The organism is Xanthomonas sp. D-109, assembly GCF_017746095.1.
Classification (GTDB): Bacteria; Pseudomonadota; Gammaproteobacteria; order Xanthomonadales; family Xanthomonadaceae; genus Xanthomonas_A; species Xanthomonas_A sacchari.
Genome location: NZ_JAGHWV010000008.1, coordinates 168,829 through 185,036, shown reverse-complemented (window position 1 = coordinate 185,036; position 16,208 = coordinate 168,829). Strand labels below are relative to the sequence as shown.

At 67.8% G+C, this 16,208-nt stretch carries 11 protein-coding genes; 4 read left to right on the top strand and 7 right to left on the bottom strand.

Annotation, left to right across the window (positions count from 1 at the left end):
* Positions 1 to 20: 20 nt before the first annotated feature.
* From J7357_RS08990 to J7357_RS08980, 3 genes are all read left to right on the top strand, one after another.
* Positions 21 to 2,918 carry a TonB-dependent receptor gene (locus J7357_RS08990; RefSeq protein ID WP_209245853.1) on the top strand — a complete coding sequence of 966 codons (2,898 nt, stop codon included), beginning with the start codon at positions 21 to 23 and terminating at the stop codon, positions 2,916 to 2,918.
* Between the two features lie 127 nt (positions 2,919 to 3,045).
* Complete coding sequence (locus tag J7357_RS08985; protein ID WP_209245852.1) at positions 3,046 to 4,347, top strand: histidine-type phosphatase; 1,302 nt, start codon at positions 3,046 to 3,048, stop codon at positions 4,345 to 4,347.
* A gap of 109 nt (positions 4,348 to 4,456) precedes the next feature.
* Entirely contained in the window at positions 4,457 to 5,761 is a 1,305-nt protein-coding gene (locus tag J7357_RS08980; RefSeq protein WP_209245851.1) for a jacalin-like lectin, read from the top strand.
* A 297-nt stretch (positions 5,762 to 6,058) separates the two neighbouring features.
* On the opposite strand, the gene radA is transcribed toward J7357_RS08980, so the two are convergent.
* The 3 genes from radA to J7357_RS08965 all read right to left on the bottom strand — a co-directional run bounded on the left by radA (position 6,059) and on the right by J7357_RS08965 (position 10,693).
* Complete coding sequence (gene radA, locus J7357_RS08975) at positions 6,059 to 7,444, bottom strand: DNA repair protein RadA (RefSeq protein ID WP_010341150.1); 1,386 nt, start codon at positions 7,442 to 7,444, stop codon at positions 6,059 to 6,061.
* Positions 7,445 to 7,873: 429 nt separating this feature from the next.
* Positions 7,874 to 9,763: a tetratricopeptide repeat protein gene (locus tag J7357_RS08970; RefSeq protein ID WP_209245850.1), complete on the bottom strand. Its 1,890-nt coding sequence runs from the start codon at positions 9,761 to 9,763 to the stop codon at positions 7,874 to 7,876.
* A 159-nt stretch (positions 9,764 to 9,922) separates the two neighbouring features.
* The gene (locus J7357_RS08965; protein WP_244667384.1) at positions 9,923 to 10,693 is read right to left on the bottom strand and encodes an SDR family NAD(P)-dependent oxidoreductase; all 771 of its coding nucleotides are present in this window, start codon (positions 10,691 to 10,693) and stop codon (positions 9,923 to 9,925) included.
* Between the two features lie 125 nt (positions 10,694 to 10,818).
* Here J7357_RS08965 and J7357_RS08960 point away from each other — a divergent pair, with 125 nt between their 5' ends.
* Positions 10,819 to 11,274 (top strand): MarR family winged helix-turn-helix transcriptional regulator, encoded by a 456-nt coding sequence (locus J7357_RS08960; RefSeq protein WP_244667383.1) that lies wholly within the window; start codon positions 10,819 to 10,821, stop codon positions 11,272 to 11,274.
* 201 nt (positions 11,275 to 11,475) lie between these two features.
* Here the strand turns inward: J7357_RS08960 and cyoD are convergent, their stop codons facing one another.
* Genes cyoD through cyoA form a run of 4 tightly spaced genes read right to left on the bottom strand, consistent with a single transcriptional unit; the run spans position 11,476 to position 15,385 of the window.
* Positions 11,476 to 11,814, bottom strand: coding sequence for a cytochrome o ubiquinol oxidase subunit IV (cyoD, locus tag J7357_RS08955; protein WP_010341155.1), 339 nt, complete (start codon positions 11,812 to 11,814; stop codon positions 11,476 to 11,478).
* Entirely contained in the window at positions 11,814 to 12,440 is a 627-nt protein-coding gene (cyoC, locus tag J7357_RS08950) for a cytochrome o ubiquinol oxidase subunit III (protein WP_010341156.1), read from the bottom strand. Before cyoC ends, cyoD begins: the two co-directional genes overlap by 1 nt.
* 3 nt (positions 12,441 to 12,443) lie before the next feature.
* Positions 12,444 to 14,444: a cytochrome o ubiquinol oxidase subunit I gene (gene cyoB / locus J7357_RS08945; protein WP_209245849.1), complete on the bottom strand. Its 2,001-nt coding sequence runs from the start codon at positions 14,442 to 14,444 to the stop codon at positions 12,444 to 12,446.
* Entirely contained in the window at positions 14,444 to 15,385 is a 942-nt protein-coding gene (gene cyoA, locus J7357_RS08940) for a ubiquinol oxidase subunit II (protein ID WP_010341159.1), read from the bottom strand. Before cyoA ends, cyoB begins: the two co-directional genes overlap by 1 nt.
* Positions 15,386 to 16,208: the final 823 nt, after the last annotated feature.

The following is a 16,208-nucleotide window of genomic DNA, read 5'->3' as shown; positions in this document are numbered from 1 at the left end:
CGCTTTCACAGGACCCGACGATGCGCCGCACCCTGTTCCTTTCCATCGCCCTCGCCCTGCACGCCGGCGCCGCCGGCGCGCAGACCGCGCCCGTCGCGGTCGATGCGATTCCCGCGCAGCCGCTGGCGCGCGCGCTCAATGCACTGTCGCGGCAGACCGGCCTGCAGTTCGTCTATGCCGCCGGCAGCACCGGCAATCCGCAGACCCATGGCAGCCGCGCCGGCGCGGCGCCGGAACAGGCGCTGCAGCAACTGCTCGACGGCACCGGGCTGCGCTACCGCTTCCTCACCCCGACCACGGTGACCATCGAGGCGGCGAGCGCGCCGGCCGAAACAGCGACCACCGCGCCGCCGGCAATGACGGCCTCACCGACGCCGGCACCGGCAACGCCGGCAGATGCACCGGTCAAGCAACTGGACGGCATCCAGGTGCTCGGCAGCTACGCCGGCAGCCTCAGCGCCGCGCTGCGCGAGAAGCGCTACGCCGACAGCGTGGTCGACGTGATCGCCGCCGAGGACATCGGCAAGCTGCCGGCGCAGAACGTCGCCGAAGCGCTGCAGCGCGTGCCCGGCGTGTCGATCGTGCGCGACCGCGGCGAAGGCGTGTACGTGCGCGTGCGCGGCCTCGGCCCCAACTTCCAGGTGACCACGCTCAACGGCCAGACCATGGCGGTCAACGAGAACGTGCGCACCTCCGGCCAGACCGGCCGCCAGTTCCGCTACGACACCCTGCCGGCGGAACTGGTCGCAGGCCTGGAGGTGATCAAGAGCCCCACCGCCGACCTGGACGAAGGCGCGATCGGCGGCATCGTCAACGTGCGCACCTTTCGCCCGCTGGAACTGGGCAAACCCCTGACCAACGTGTCGCTGGAGTCGAGCCAGGCGCAGCGCACCCACGCCAACGATCCGCGCGTGTCCGGCCTGTTCAACTGGGTCAACGCCGAGGGCACCTTCGGCGTGTTGCTGTCCGGCGCCTACGCGCAGCGCAGCCTGCGCCAGGACCGGGTCAACGAAGTGAGCTGGGACTACTACCGCGACGGCGTGCCGGGCGTGCCCGGCGCCCACTACGTGCCCACCGGCCTGCGCCCGACGCTGGAACTGGAACAGCGCGAACGCACCGGCATCGCCGCCTCGCTGCAGTGGAAGCCGAGCGCGGCCTGGGAAACCAACCTGGACCTGCTGTACGCCAAGCAGACCGTGCACTACGACGAGTACAGCCTGGGCGTGGGCTTCGACAGCCTGGCCAAGCTCAGCAACCTGCGCGTGGCGCACGACGGCATCGCCGGCTTCGACTACCGCAATGGCCAGGTGCAGATCTCGCGCGAGACCTCCGGCATCACCGACGACAACCGCAGCGCGCGCCTGTCCAGCACCTGGAACGGCGATGCATGGACGCTCGGCGCGGTGGCGTTCCACTCGCAGGCGCACAGCTACGACTCCGATCCGATCCGGCGCACGCGCCTGCGCAGCGGCACCAACCTGTCGATGCGCGTGGACATGCCGCAGGCCGATGGCGACGACGTGCCCGACTGGCGCTTCACCAACGGCTTCGATCCGACCAACCCCGCCAGCGTGGCCGGCCGGCGCCTGGAGTGGCGCGAGATCGACGCGCGCGACAAGGAGGACGCGCTGCAGTTCGACGCCAAGCGCGCGCTCGGCGACGGCTTCTTCCGCGACCTCAAGGTCGGCGCCAAGTACCGGCAGCGCTCGCGCACCTACGATCGCGCCGACCTGCTGCTGACCAGCATCGCCGGCGTGCGCTTCCCAGCCGGCAACTTCACCGCGCTGCCGGTGGACGACATGCTCGCCGACGCCAACGGCAACCTGCCGCGACACTGGCTGGCGCCGATCGAATCGACCTTCTTCGGCAATTGGCCGACCGCGGCCGACCTGGTCAACACGCCCAACAGCGCCGACCTGCAGAACTCCTACGAGGTCAAGGAGAAGATCGGCTCGGCCTATGCGATGGCCGACTTCGGCAGCGAACTGGCCGGCCGCGAACTGCGCGGCAACCTCGGCGTGCGCCTGGTGCGCACCGAGCAGACCACCGACGGCCATGCCGACGTCAACGGCAGCGCGCAACCGGTGCACTTCGCACGCAGCTACAGCAACGCGCTGCCCTCGTTCAACGCGGCCTGGGACGTGCGCGAGGACATGGTGCTGCGCAGCTCCGCGGCCAAGGTCATCACCCGTCCGGACCTGACCGATCTTTCCTCCAAGCTCACCTTCAATTCCAGCGGCGAGATCCTCACCGCCAGCGGCGGCAATCCGTCGCTGCGCCCGTTCGAGGCCTGGCAGTACGACCTGACCTTCGAGTGGTATATCGACGGCACCTCGGCGCTGACCGGCGGCGTGTTCTACAAGGACATCTCAAGCTTCATCCAGACCCAGATGTCGAACCTGCAGTACCAGGGCCAGACCTACCTGCTCTCGTCCAAGACCAACGGCAGCCAGGCCAGCGTCAAGGGCGTGGAGGTGGCTTACCAGCAAGTCTTCGCCGGCCTGCCGGCGCCGCTGGACGGACTCGGCATGCAGCTCAACTACACCTGGACCGACAGCGAGGCCACCTACCGCGACGGCAACCGCACCTTCACCGACAGCCTCGAAGGCGTGGCCAAGAACACGTACAACGCGGTGCTGTTCTACGAGAAGGGGCCGCTGATGGCGCGGGTGAGCTACAGCTGGAGCGACAACATCGTCAACGCGGTCGGCACCGCCAACGTCGCCACGCTCAACAGCGACCAGTTCGGCAGCCTCGACGCGAACGTGGCCTGGAAGGTCAACGACACCCTGTCGGTGTTCGTCAACGCGATCAACCTCACCGGTGCGGTGCAGCGCCAGTACGTCGGCGACCGCCTGTTCGGCGGCTACACCGACTACGGCCGCACCTGGTCGGTGGGCCTGCGCGCACGTTTCTGATCTGCCGCGCTGCCGCCACGCGCGGCAGCCAGCCGGCGCCCGCGGCCTGCATGGCCGCGGGCGCCCGCCACCGCACCGTGCGCCGCACACCGCCGCGCGGCGCACCGCCTCTGCCTGGAGCTTGCCGATGCCATCACTGCCGCGCCTCGCCACCCTCGTCCTGTTCGCCCTGATGCCGCTGGGCTGCGCCGCGGCACACGCGCAACCGGCCGCGACAGAAACGCTGGAAAAAGTCGTCATCCTCAAGCGCCACGGCGTGCGCGCGGCAATGTCCAGCGCGGAGCAACTGGAGCGCTATTCGGCACGCCCATGGCCGCGCTTCGCGGTGCCGGCCGGCTATCTCACCGCGAACGGCGCGGCGCTGGAACGGCTGTTCGGCGCCTACTACCGCGCGCGCTATGCACCCCTGGGGCTGTTCGCCGGCGACGGCTGCGCGGCCGCGTACTACTGGGCCAACCGCACCCAGCGCACCCTCGCCTCGGCGCAGGCGCTGGCCAGCACGCTGACCCCGGGCTGCGCCAACCCGGTGCACAGCGTCGCCGAGGGTGCCTCCGACCCGCTGTTCGACGGCGCACCCGCGTTGCGCGATCCCGCCGCAGTGGCAAGGATGCGCGCGGCCATCGCCGGCCGCATCGGCGGCGACGCGCAGGCCTGGAACGCGGCCCAGGCGGATGCCATCGATAGCCTGCAGCAACTGCTGCTGCAGTGCGCGCAACGGCCCTGCGCGGCCGACGCCGGCAGCGGCAAGCTGCGCCTGGATGCGGTGCCGGCGCGGCTGGACGACGCCGACGACGCGATCCCCGGCATCGAAGGCCCGGCCGCGGCCGCCTCCGGCCTCAGCGAAAGCCTGCTGATGGCCTGGGCCGATGGCCAGGACTTCGCCGCGCTCGGCTGGCGCGGCATCGACGAGGCCAGCCTGCTGCGCGCCTTCGCCCCGCACCAGGCCGAATTCGCGCTGCGCCTGCGCGCGCCGGCGGTGGCGCGCATGGCCGCCTCGCCGCTGGCGGCGCGGCTGCTGGCGACGCTGCTGGACGGCAGCGGCCAGGCCACGCGCGCCGAACCGATCGGCGGCGCGGCGCGGCTGGTGGTGCTGTCCGGCCACGACGGCACCCTGACCCTGCTGGCCGGCATGCTCGACCTGCACTGGCAACTGCAAGGGTACCAGCCCGACCAGACCGTGCCCGGCGGCGCGCTGGTGTTCGAGCGCTGGCGCCGCGCCGACGGCGAACGCGTGATCCGCCTGCGCTACACCGCGCAGAGCCTGGCGCAGCTACGCGAACGCCGCGCGCTGACGGTGCAGGCGCCGCCGCTGGAGTCGGCGGTCTTCATTCCGCAATGCAGCCATAGCGATGCCGCCTACGACTGCCCGCTGCCGGCCTTCGCCGCCGCGGTCGAGACCGCGCTCGATCCGCAGTTCCTGACCCCATGACGCCACGTGCGCCGGCCCCGGCCGGTCGCGCGGCGGCATCGGTGCCTTCCGGCACCGCCCCTGGCGCTCGCGCCACCCGCTGTTCCTCCCAACCCGCAAGAGGCGATTCATGATCCAGCATCTACGCACCCTCGTGAGCTACGGTATCGGATTGAGCCTGGCCTGCGCCGGCGTGGTCCACGCGCAATCGGACGTCGGCGTGCTCGACGTGCTCACCTACAACGTCGCCGGCCTGCCGCAAGGCATTTCCAGCAGCAACCCGGCCGCCAACACCGCCCAGATCGCACCGAAGCTGGCGCCGTACGGCCTGATCAACGTGCAGGAAGACTTCAACTACCACGCCACGCTGTACGCGGGCGACCAGCACCCCTATCGCACGCCCACCAGCGGCGGCGCGGCGATCGGCGACGGCCTCAACACGCTGAGCAACTATCGCTTCGACGACTTCACCCGCATCAAGTGGGACAAGTGCAACGGCACCGACTGTCTCACCCCCAAGGGCTTCAGCTACATGCGCGTGCGCCTGGACGACGGCGTGCTGCTGGACGTGTACAACGCCCATCCCAACGCCGGCACCGAGAGCGCGGACCTGGCCGCGCGGCGCGCCAACATCAGCCAGCTCTCGCAGTTCATCCAGACCTGGTCGGCGGGCAACGCGGTGTTGGTGATGATGGACTCCAACACCCGCTACACCCGCGCCGAGGACAACATCCGCACGCTGATCGCCGGCAACGGCCTGACCGATGCCTGGGTGGAACTGGTCAAGGGCAGCGCACCCGCCGCCGGCGCCGCGCCGCTGCTGTGCGGCACCCCGCCGACCAACGACTGCGAGGTGGTGGACAAGATCCTGTACCGCGACGCGCCGCAACTGACCCTGGTCGCCAACCGCTACAAGCTCGACGACGGCAACTTCTACGACAGCGCCGGCAAGCCGCTGTCCGACCACTACCCGCTGGCCGCGCAGTTCGGTTGGGCGGTCGGCACCACCGTGCGTACCAGCGACCAGTTCGGCGGCCCGCACGGCACGCCGTTCAACGACATCGCCAAAGGCGCCGAGCAGCGCACCATCGCCAGCGTGACCCTGCGTGGCGCCGAGCGCCTGGACGGCATCGCGCTGGGCCTGGACAACGGCAGCACCCTGGCCCACGGCGGCAGTGGCGGCGATGCGGTCACGCTGCGCCTGGCGGCCAACGAACGACTGACCTCGGCCACGCTGAGCGTGGGCCAGTACAACGGCCACACCCGGCTGTTCTCGCTGAGCCTGCGCACCAACCAGGGCCGCAGCCTCAGCGCCGGCACGCCGACCGCCGAGACCTACACGCTCACCGCACCCAGCGGCTGGCACATCGCCGGCTTCACCGGCCGCGACGGCGACGAGATCGACAAGCTCGGCGTGGTGTACCGGAAGGATTGACGCAATCGCGGGCGCCATCGCGACTGCGGCGCCGCAACGGCAACGGCGCGCGTGGCGACGCGCGCCGTTCGCTGTGTCGGAGTTTCCATGCGCCGGTTGCGAGCATTGCCAGTGGCGCACATCCGGGTGCAGCGAATGGATGCAGTGCATGCCGACGGTGCGAGCGGAGACCCCCACGCCCGCCGCGCGATGCAGCGGCCGAGCGACCTGGGCCGCGCCATCGCACGTGCCACCTCGCCGCGATCCGCAGCGACGCAGCCCGCAGAAACGGCGAAGACGCGACCGTCGAGCCGCGGCCTATTCGCTCGCCGCCTCCAACGCCTGCGACAAACGCTCCACCGCGATCACCTCCATGCCCTTGACCGTGCCGGTCTTGGGCGCATTGGCCTTGGGCACGATGGCGCGCTTGAAGCCGTGCGTGGCGGCTTCGCGCAGCCGGTCCTCGCCGTTGGGCACCGGGCGGATCTCGCCGGACAGGCCGACCTCGCCGAAGGCGATGGTCTTCTCCGCCAGCGGCCGGTCGCGCAGCGACGACAGCACCGCCAGCAGCACCGGCAGGTCGGCCGCGGTCTCCTGCACGCGGATGCCGCCGACCACGTTGACGAACACGTCCTGGTCGCCGACCACGATGCCGCCATGGCGATGCAGCACCGCCAGCAGCATCGCCAGCCGGTTCTGCTCCAGGCCCACCGCCACGCGCCGCGGATTGGACAGCGGCGAGGCATCGACCAGCGCCTGCACTTCCACCATCAGCGGCCGCGTGCCCTCGCGGGTGACCATCACGCAACTGCCGGGCTGGTGCGCGCTGCCGCCGGAGAGGAAGATCGCCGACGGGTTGGAGACTTCCTTCAAGCCCTTTTCGCCCATCGCGAACACGCCCAGTTCGTTGACCGCGCCGAAGCGGTTCTTGAACGCGCGCAGCAGGCGGAAGCGGCTGCCGCTCTCGCCCTCGAAGTACAGCACCGCATCGACCATGTGTTCGAGCACGCGCGGGCCGGCGATGCCGCCCTCCTTGGTGACGTGGCCGACCAGGAACACCGCGGTGCCGGTCTCCTTGGCATAGCGCACCAGCCGTGCCGCGCTCTCGCGCACCTGGCTGACCGAGCCGGGCGCGGCGGTCAACGCCTCGGTCCACAGGGTCTGCACCGAGTCGGCGACGATCAGCTTGGGCCGCGCCGCGCTGGCGTGCTGCAGGATGTGCTCGATGCCGGTTTCGGCCAGCGCGTTGAGGCCGTCCAGCGGCAGGTCCAGGCGCACCGCGCGGCCGGCGACCTGGCCCAGCGATTCCTCGCCGGTCACGTACAGCACCGGCAGGGTGCCGGCCATCTTCGCCAGCGCCTGCAGCAGCAGGGTCGACTTGCCGATGCCGGGGTCGCCGCCGATCAGCACCACCGCGCCTTCCACCAGGCCGCCGCCCAGCACCCGGTCGAACTCGCCGATGCCGGTGGACACGCGCGCCTGGTCGCGATGCTCCACGTCCTTGAGCGCGGTGATCTTCGGCGTCTCGGCCTTGCCGGCCCAGCCGCTGCGTCGCGCCGCGGCCGGCGCCTTGGCCGTGGCCGCGCTCTCCAGCACGATCTCGCTCAACGTGTTCCAGGCGCCGCATTCGGTGCACTGGCCCTGCCATTTGTTGTATTCGGCGCCGCACTCGCCGCAGACATAGGCCGTTTTCGCTTTCGCCATCTGCTTCTGGTCCGCTCAGACAATGCACCAGCATAGTGGCTGGCGGTCTCAGCGTCCGCGACGGAGGTGCGCCACGCCCGTCCAGCGGCATCGGCAGCAGGCAAACCACGCATTTTTGTAGGAGCGGCTTCAGCCGCGAAGCCTCAACGGTGAAGCGTCGCGGCTGAAGCCGTTCCTACACGATGCGCCCAGACGATGCCTTGTGGGAGGGACTTCAGTCCCGACTGCACGCTGCCCGGGAGGCGTTGCCTTTCCCGCTCGTCGCGCCTGAAGTCGCTCCCACACGACGCTCCGCTGGCTGCAGGAATGGCGCCACTGCAGCCTTGGGCGATCCGCAGCGGCCGGAAGATCCACATCAAGACGCCATGACACACCCTGCCTACCACCCGGCGCGCCATGGCGCCGGGTCGTCGGCCGCATCGGCCAACCTCAGCGCGCCTTGTACAACTCGCTCAGGCGATCCGGCGTGCCGGCGATGCGCTCCAGGTGCGGATACTGCAGGCCGCCGTGGTAGGCGATGCGCAAGGTGTCGTAACGATCGCCGCGCTTGACCAGCAGTTCGATCGGCGTGCTGCCGCCCTTGGCCGCGGTGATCGCGTCCTTGAGCGCGTCGGCGCCGTACTCGGCGCCGCCGACCGCGACCACGCGGTTGCCGGCGATGATGCCGGCATTGAACGCCGGGCTGTCCCACAGCACGGACTGCACCTGGCCCTGCTGGTCCAGGCTCAGGCCCAGCGAATAGCTCAGGTCCAGGCTCTTGTTGCGCGCCTCGCTGGTCTTGTTGGCCGCGTTCGGCTGATCGGTATAGACCAGCTTCCAGCCGCTGGCCTCGATGCCACCGACCAACGAACCGTGCGCATCGAGACGGCTGCGCAGCAGGCTCGCCCAGTCGTACGGGGCAATCCCATTGAGCGTGGCGACAATGTCGTCGAAGGTGTAGGTGTTCACGTCCCAGGCGCCGTCGTGCATGCCGAAGAACGCCTTGGCGAAATCGTCCAGCGAGCGCTTGCCGCCGCTGAGCTCGCGCAGCTTGGCGTTGACCTCCAGCCAGACCATCTGCCCGCCGGAATAGTAGTCCTCGCTCAACTGGTAGCTGCGATAGGCGCGCGGCCGGCGCATCGACATGGTCGGGTCGTTGGTGGTGTCCTGCAGCGCGCGCCAGGCCAGGCCGGGCCGGCCGCGCTGGTAGGTCGCAGCGACGTTGGCCAGCATGTCGCGCGCCTGGTCCTGGGTCCACAGCCCTGCGCGCGCGGCGATCACCTCGCCCCAGAACTGGGTCTGGCCCTCGTACAGCCACAGCAGGCTGTCGCCCATCGGCACGTTGAAGTTGGGCGTAGCCAGGTCGGCGCCGCGCCGGTACTTGCCGTTCCAGGAGTGGTTGAACTCGTGCGCGAGCAGGTCGCGCATCTCCCAGCTCTTGTCCCACTCGGTGAAGTAGTCGAGCGGGCCGCTGTTCTCGCTGGAGCGATGATGCTCCAGGCCGATGCCGCCGAGCTTGTCGGTCAACGCCAGCAGGAACTCGTAGTGGTCGAAGTGGCGCGCGCCGTACAGCTTGTCCATCTGCTGCACCAGGGCCACGTGCGCCTTGACCTGTTCGGGCTTGGCCTCCAGCGACTTGGGCTTGTCGGCGAACACGTTCAGCGCCACCGGCGCCTTGCTCTTGTCGTCCAGCACGATGCGCTTGTAGTACTTGCCGGCGAACATCGGCGAGTCGACCAGGTCGTCGAAATCGATCGGCTTGAAGGTCACCGTGTCGCCGCTGCGCGTGGCGGTCTCCAGCGCGGTGGCATAGCTCCAGCCGGCCGGCAGGGTCACGCTGGCCTGCGCCTTGATGTTGCGCGCGTACACCCCGGCCGGATACAGCGCGGTGGTGTTCCACTGCAGGTTGAGCATCTCCGGGGTCATCATCACCCGGCCCTGGCCGTCGCCCTGCGAGGACAGGAACTGGTACTCGGCGACGATCTCGCTGACGCCGGCCGGCACGTCGATCTTGAACGCATAGACGTCGTACTGGTCGCGCGTCCACGGCAGCACCTTGCCGTTGGCCTTGATCACCAGCCCGGCGAGCTTGTCGATCGGACCGGTCGGCGAATGGTTGCCGGGGATCCATTGCGGATACAGCAGGGTCATCGGCCCCGGCGTGGCCGGGATGGTGCTGCGCACGCGGAAGATGCGATGGGCCAGATCGGTGGCGTCGACATCGATCTTCAGCGTACCGGCGAACGGCACGTCGCGCGGCGGGACGGTCTGCGCCGAGGCCTGGAACGCGACAGTGGCGGCCAGCAGCAACGGCGCCATCCAGGCGGTGGACTTGTTCATGGGGTCTCCAGTGGGGCGAACGACAGCGGACAGGCAAACCCCCATGCTATGCCCGCGCCGCCGCCGCGTGCCATGCCATAGGTCATGCCTGCGGCGATCGCGCGGCCGTTCGTGCCGCGCTCGACGAGAGGCGAGCCCGAAGACGCGGCAGATCGCGCTTCAATACCTGCGAACGGGAAAACGCCCGGAGAATCCATCGAACACGGCACGCTCCACGTCGAGACGCTGCCGAAACTCCGCCGTATCGGTCATTCCGAAGCCGAGCTCATCGGCCTGCCCCGCCGCGAGGCCGGCGAAGATGGCGTCGCAGAAGTCGTCCAGGTCCGCGCCATGGGCCATGCCAGGGCCCGCCAGGGCGGTGCGGACCGCGGGCGGAATGATCTCGACGACCCTGACCGGCGACGCGGCAAGCGCGAAGCGGAGATTGCACGTATAGCTGTGGAGCGCGGCCTTGCAGGCGCTGTAGACCGGGGCGAACGGCTGCGGGACGAAGGCGCCGCCGGAGGAGACATTGGCAATGAGCGCAGGCGCGCCATGCTGCAGCAACAGCGGGACCAGCAAATGGTTCAGATGCACGACGGCCGCGAACAGGATGTCGATCTCGCGCTGGCGCTCGGCCCAGGGCGCCTGGTCGTCGGCGAGCGCGACGCGTCGCTGGATGCCGGCGTTGTTGACGACCACGCGCAGCCCGGGATGCCGCGCATGCAGGTACTGCGCCAGTCGCTCGTGCTCTTCGGCGACCCCGATGTCGTTGACCAGGGTCTGCAGGCCGGGCGCGGCCGCAGCCGCGCGGTCGAGCTTGCCTGCATCGCGGCCGGTGACCAGCACGTTTGCGCCCGCGGCCAGGAAGCGCCGCGCGAGGCCGAACCCGATGCCGTCGCTGCCGCCGGTCATCAACACATCCACACCTGCGAACGTCATTGCAGACATCGCCATCGCCTCCGGTAAATGGGTGTCCGCTCGGCTGGCATCGCACGCTGCCAGCGAACACGCACAGGTTGTCACGTCAACCTAGAAGTACGCCCTTCGGGTTGCCATGTCAACCGCCGCCACCTATGGTGACCCGCATGAAACACGCACGACTCTCCGCAGGCGAACTGGCGATCTGGCACGCCTTCAAGCAGATGGGCCAAACGGTGATGGCCGCCGTCGAAAAGGACCTGGCCGACCACGCCGGCCTGACCGGCAGCGACTTCGGCGTGCTGTCGCGGCTGGTGGATCTGGGCAAGGGCGAGCTGCGTCAGCAGGCGCTCGCCGATTCCATGGGATGGCACAAGAGTCGGCTGTCGCATCAGCTCACGCGCATGCAGGCGCGCGGCCTGGTCCGCCGCAGCGACGCCGAACCGCGCGTGGTGACGGTGGCCATCACCGCCCTGGGCCGGGAGAAGATCGCGGCGGCGCGGCCGATCCACGCCGCCGCGGTCAGAACCTGGCTGCTCGATCGCCTCAGCGCGGAAGACGCGCAGGTCCTGCTGAAACTCTCCGCGACGCTCGGCTCGGACCGCAGCTGACGGCGGCGCGCCGCGCGTCGTCGCGGCCGCCCGCCCTGCGCCGATGCGCGCGGGTCGCCTCGGTACGCCGATCGCACAAAACCCGCGACGCCGACATTGCGCCTGTCGGCCGCCTGCGCCTTGCAGGGCTGCCGCACCGGACCGTGGAACGCAAAAGGCCGCCAGAAGGCGGCCTTCGCGAACCTGCGGCGGTGCCCGCCCTCAATGCATCATGTTGACGTTGAGGTTGTGCATCACCCACAGCGAGCCGACCACCACGATGCCGATGATCAGCAGCGAGAACAGGCCCACGTGCACGTTGGAGCGCTGTTCGGCCGAACGGTCCATGTGCAGGAAGTAGATCAGGTGCACCAGCATCTGCACCGCGGCCAGCACCGCGATGACGATGACGGTGACGCCGCGCGGGAACGCCCCGCTCATCACCATGCCGAACGGGATCACGGTCAGGATCACCGCCAGCACGAAGCCGACCAGGTAGGACTTCAGGCCGCCGCCGTGGCCGTGCTCGGCGTGCGTGTCGGAGGAATGATGGTTGGCCATTACAGCGCTCCCAGCAGGTAGACGATGGTGAACACGCCGATCCAGATCACGTCCAGGAAGTGCCAGAACAGGCTCAGGCACGCCAGGCGGGTCATGTTGCGCGGGGTCAGGCCGTTCTTCGCGATCTGGATCACCAGCACGGTCATCCACAACAGGCCCGAGGCCACGTGCAGACCGTGGGTGCCGACCAGGGTGAAGAAGGCCGACAGGAACGCGCTGCGGCCGGGGCCGGCACCTTCTTCGATCAGGTGGTGGAACTCGTACAGTTCCATGCCCAGGAAGCCCAGGCCCAGCGCCGCGGTGACCGCCAGCCAGCCGTACAGGCCGCCCATGCTGCGCTTGTTCGCCGAGATCATCGCCAGGCCGAAGCCGAGGCTGCTGAACAGCAGCAGGAAGGTTTCCACCAGCACGAACTTCAGGTCGAACAGTTCCTTGGCGGTCGGGCCGTCCACCGTCGCACCGGCCAGCACCGCGTAGGTGGCGAACAGGCCGGCGAAGATGAGGCAGTCGCTCATCAGGTAGACCCAGAACCCGAAGACGGTGTTGCCGCCCGCGTCGTGATGTTCGTGGTCGTGGTCGTGGCCGCCCGCGTGGGCGGCGTGGGGATCGAGCGTCGTGGAAGCCATGGTTCAGACCGCCTTTGCGGCGTTGGCCGCGTGTTGCTGTTCCAGCAGGGCGAAACGCGCGTTCTCGATGCGTTCCACTTCCTCCGCCGGGACCCAGTAATCGATGTCGTCATCGAAGGTGCGCGCGATGAAGCTGCCGATCATGCCGACCAGGCCGATCACCGCCATCCACCAGATGTGCCAGGTCAGACCGAAGCCCATGACGATGCTGAAGGCGCCGATCCAGAAGCCCGCCGCCGTGTTGCGCGGCATGTGGATCGGTTCGTACTTGGCCGGACGCGTCCAGCCCTTGCCCTTGAGCTTGTCTTCCCAGAACTGGTCGCGGTCATCGATGTGCGGCAATACCGCGAAGTTGTAGAACGGCGGCGGCGAGGAAGTCGCCCATTCCAGGGTCCGGCCGTCCCACGGGTCGCCGGTCAGGTCCAGGTTGTCCTTGCGCTTCCAGATGCTGTAGCCGATCTGCACCAGGTTCAGGAAGATGCCGGTACCGATGATCGCCGCACCCGCCGCGGCCACCATCAACCACGGCGCCCACTCCGGATGGTTGTAGCTGTTCATGCGCCGGGTCATGCCCATGAAGCCGAGCACGTACAGCGGCATGAAGGCGACGAAGAAGCCGATGATCCAGCACCAGAACGAGGCCTTGCCCAGCTTCTCGTTGAGCTTGAAGCCGAACGCCTTCGGGAACCAGTAGGTCAGGCCCGCCAGGTAACCGAACACCACGCCGCCGATGATCACGTTATGGAAGTGCGCGATCAGGAACAGGCTGTTGTGCAGCACGAAGTCCACCGCCGGGATCGCCAGCATCACGCCGGTCATGCCGCCGATGACGAAGGTGATGATGAAGCCGATGGTCCACAGCACCGGTGCGGTCATGTGCACGCGGCCGCGGAACATGGTGAACAGCCAGTTGAAGATCTTCACGCCGGTGGGGATCGAGATGATCATCGTCGTGATGCCGAAGAAGGCATTGACGTTGGCGCCCGAGCCCATGGTGAAGAAGTGGTGCAGCCACACGATGAACGACAGCACGCCGATGCACGAGGTCGCGTACACCATCGAGGTGTAGCCGAACAGGCGCTTGCGGCTGAAGGTAGCGATCAGCTCGGAGAAGATGCCGAACGCCGGCAGGATCAGGATGTAGACCTCCGGGTGGCCCCAGATCCAGATCAGGTTGACGTACATCATGGCGTTGCCGCCACCGTCGTTGGTGAAGAAGTGCGTGCCCAGGTAGCGGTCCGCACCCAGCAGCGCCAGCGCCACTGTCAGGATCGGGAACGCGGCGATGATCAGGATGTTGGTGATCAGCGCGGTCCAGGTGAAGATCGGCATGCGCATCAGGGTCATGCCTGGCGCGCGCATGCGCATGATCGTCACGAAGAAGTTGATGCCGGTGAGCAATGTGCCCAGGCCCGATATCTGCAACGCCCAGATGTAGTAGTCGACACCGACGCCTGGACTGTATTCCAGCCCGGACAGCGGCGGATAGGCCAGCCAGCCGGTCTGCGCGAACTCGCCCACGCCCAGGGAGATGTTGACCAGCGCCGCACCGGCCACGAACAGCCAGAAGCTCAGCGAGTTCAGGAACGGGAACGCCACGTCGCGCGCACCGATCTGCAGCGGCACGATCAGGTTCAGCAGGCCGGTCATGAACGGCATGGCCATGAAGAAGATCATGATCACGCCGTGCGCGGTGAAGATCTGATCGTAGTGATGCGGCGGGAAGATGCCTTCGTTGCCGCCGTGCGCGATCGCCTGCTGGGTGCGCATCATCGCCGCGTCGGCGAAGCCGCGCAGCAGCATGACCAGCGCCACCACGATGTACATGACGCCGATGCGCTTGTGGTCGACCGAGGTGAACCACTCCTTCCAGAGATAGCCCCACAGCTTGTACTTGGTGACGGCCGCCACTACCAGCAGGCCGAGCAGGCCGGCGCCGCCAAGGGCCGCCATGATGATCGGCTCGTGGTACGGAACCGCCTCGAGCGTGAGTTTGCCTAGCATCACTTGTCTCCAGAAGTGCACATGGCGACCGGCTCAGCAGCCGATGCCGGATGAGCGTCGTGGCCTTCCATCTTGTGGCCCTTGCCCATCATGTATTTGTCGATCAACGACTTGAACAGGCCATCCTGCACCGAGGCGTAGTACGTCACCGGGTAGGCGGCCTTGTCGTTGCGGTTGGCCGCCAGCACCTGGAACTCGGCCTGGTCCAGGGTCTTCTGCGAGGCCTTGACCTTGGCCACCCACGCGTCGAAGCCGGCGCGGTCGGTGGCATGCGCGGCGAAGCCCATCTTCGAGAAGCCGTGGCCGCTGTAGTTGGCCGACAGGCCGAACATCTCGCCCGGCTCGTTGGCGATCAGGTGCAGCTTGGTCTCCATGCCGGCCATCGCGTAGATCTGCGTGCCCAGGTGCGGGATGAAGAACGAGTTCATCACCGTGTCGGAGGTGATCTTGAAGTTCAGCGGCGTGTCGACCGGGAACGCGATCTCGTTGACCGTGGCGATGCCCTGCTCCGGATAGATGAACATCCACTTCCAGTCCAGCGCCACCGCCTCGATGGTGATCGGCTTGACCTTGGAGTCCAGCGGCTTGTACGGATCCAGCGCATGCGAGGAGCGCCAGGTCAGCACCGCCAGGACCAGGATGATCATGCACGGGATCGACCACACCACCACCTCGATCGCGGTGGAGTGCGACCAGTTCGGCTCGTAGCGGGCCTTGGTGTTGGACGCGCGGTAGCGCCAGGCGAAGGCCAGGGTCATCACGATGACCGGGATCACCACCAGCAGCATCAGCACCACCGAGGTGATCAGCAGCGTCTTCTCGTCGTGGCCGATCTGACCCTTGGGGTTGAGGATGGCCGAGTTGCAGCCGGCCAGCAGCAGCGCGGCCAGCAGCAACAGACCGGAGCGCAGCGAGCGCCGGAGTTGTTTCAACGGAATCATCGAACGATCCAATTGCGTAGGGGATGCGAACCGCGCGGGAGCGGGAGGCGGGGCGCCGCACAAGGGCTGTCCCGCGTCCGCCGCGGCATCCGGGCCGGCATGCGCGATCAACGACGCATTTTATGCTGCCGTGCGGCAACTCCGGAAGTCATTGACAAGCCCGGGCGGGCGCCAGGCCGCGTTTTTATGTGCGACACATTGCCGCACCCGCCTGCGACACGGCGTCGCAGGCCGTTGCGCGCACGGACCTGCGTCGCAGAAAAACGGGAGCGCAGAAACCAGGAAGGCAGCCTCGCGGCTGCCTTCTGGGTACGACTGGTGCCGGAAACAGGAGTCGAACCTGCGACCTACGCATTACGAACCCATGCAAAATCAATGCTTTGGCCAGGCAAGGACGACTTCATAAGTTCTAAGCTGCCCCGCGCGAGCTGATCTCGAACTAGCCGGCCTAGCGCACCGCCCCACAACCAGCCCATGAGTGCGTACCAGCTAAGCGTAACCGCAAGCCACACCTACCCCGCTAAGCGCCAACTAAGACAAGCCCAATGCGCTGCGCGCCACGAAGGAAATCATGCTTTACAAACAGGACTAGGCGATTGCCCCACACTCCTCCGTCAGCTCGTCAGCAACGGAAGCAATCAAAACCGAATGCTTGACAACTACGTTAAATTTGGATAGGTTCAACTCAGCAATCAACCCTGATTGCGTTTCCTTGAATGCCACAACTCATAGCGTGCCTGTCGATTTTGGGCTCGCTAAGCTCGTGCGCCAAGCCGCATGAGCGGTTGTGGATAATTCGCTGAAACTAAGGAAGTCGTCCAGG

Coding starts and splice junctions, on each gene's coding strand:
- cyoD (WP_010341155.1), bottom strand. CDS start 11,814: ATGGCCAACCATCATTCCTCCGACACGCACGCCGAGCACGGCCACGGC.
- J7357_RS08965 (WP_244667384.1), bottom strand. CDS start 10,693: ATGTCTGCAATGACGTTCGCAGGTGTGGATGTGTTGATGACCGGCGGC.
- J7357_RS08960 (WP_244667383.1), top strand. CDS start 10,819: ATGGTGACCCGCATGAAACACGCACGACTCTCCGCAGGCGAACTGGCG.
- cyoA (WP_010341159.1), bottom strand. CDS start 15,385: ATGATTCCGTTGAAACAACTCCGGCGCTCGCTGCGCTCCGGTCTGTTG.
- cyoB (WP_209245849.1), bottom strand. CDS start 14,444: ATGCTAGGCAAACTCACGCTCGAGGCGGTTCCGTACCACGAGCCGATC.
- J7357_RS08970 (WP_209245850.1), bottom strand. CDS start 9,763: ATGAACAAGTCCACCGCCTGGATGGCGCCGTTGCTGCTGGCCGCCACT.
- cyoC (WP_010341156.1), bottom strand. CDS start 12,440: ATGGCTTCCACGACGCTCGATCCCCACGCCGCCCACGCGGGCGGCCAC.
- J7357_RS08980 (WP_209245851.1), top strand. CDS start 4,457: ATGATCCAGCATCTACGCACCCTCGTGAGCTACGGTATCGGATTGAGC.
- radA (WP_010341150.1), bottom strand. CDS start 7,444: ATGGCGAAAGCGAAAACGGCCTATGTCTGCGGCGAGTGCGGCGCCGAA.
- J7357_RS08985 (WP_209245852.1), top strand. CDS start 3,046: ATGCCATCACTGCCGCGCCTCGCCACCCTCGTCCTGTTCGCCCTGATG.
- J7357_RS08990 (WP_209245853.1), top strand. CDS start 21: ATGCGCCGCACCCTGTTCCTTTCCATCGCCCTCGCCCTGCACGCCGGC.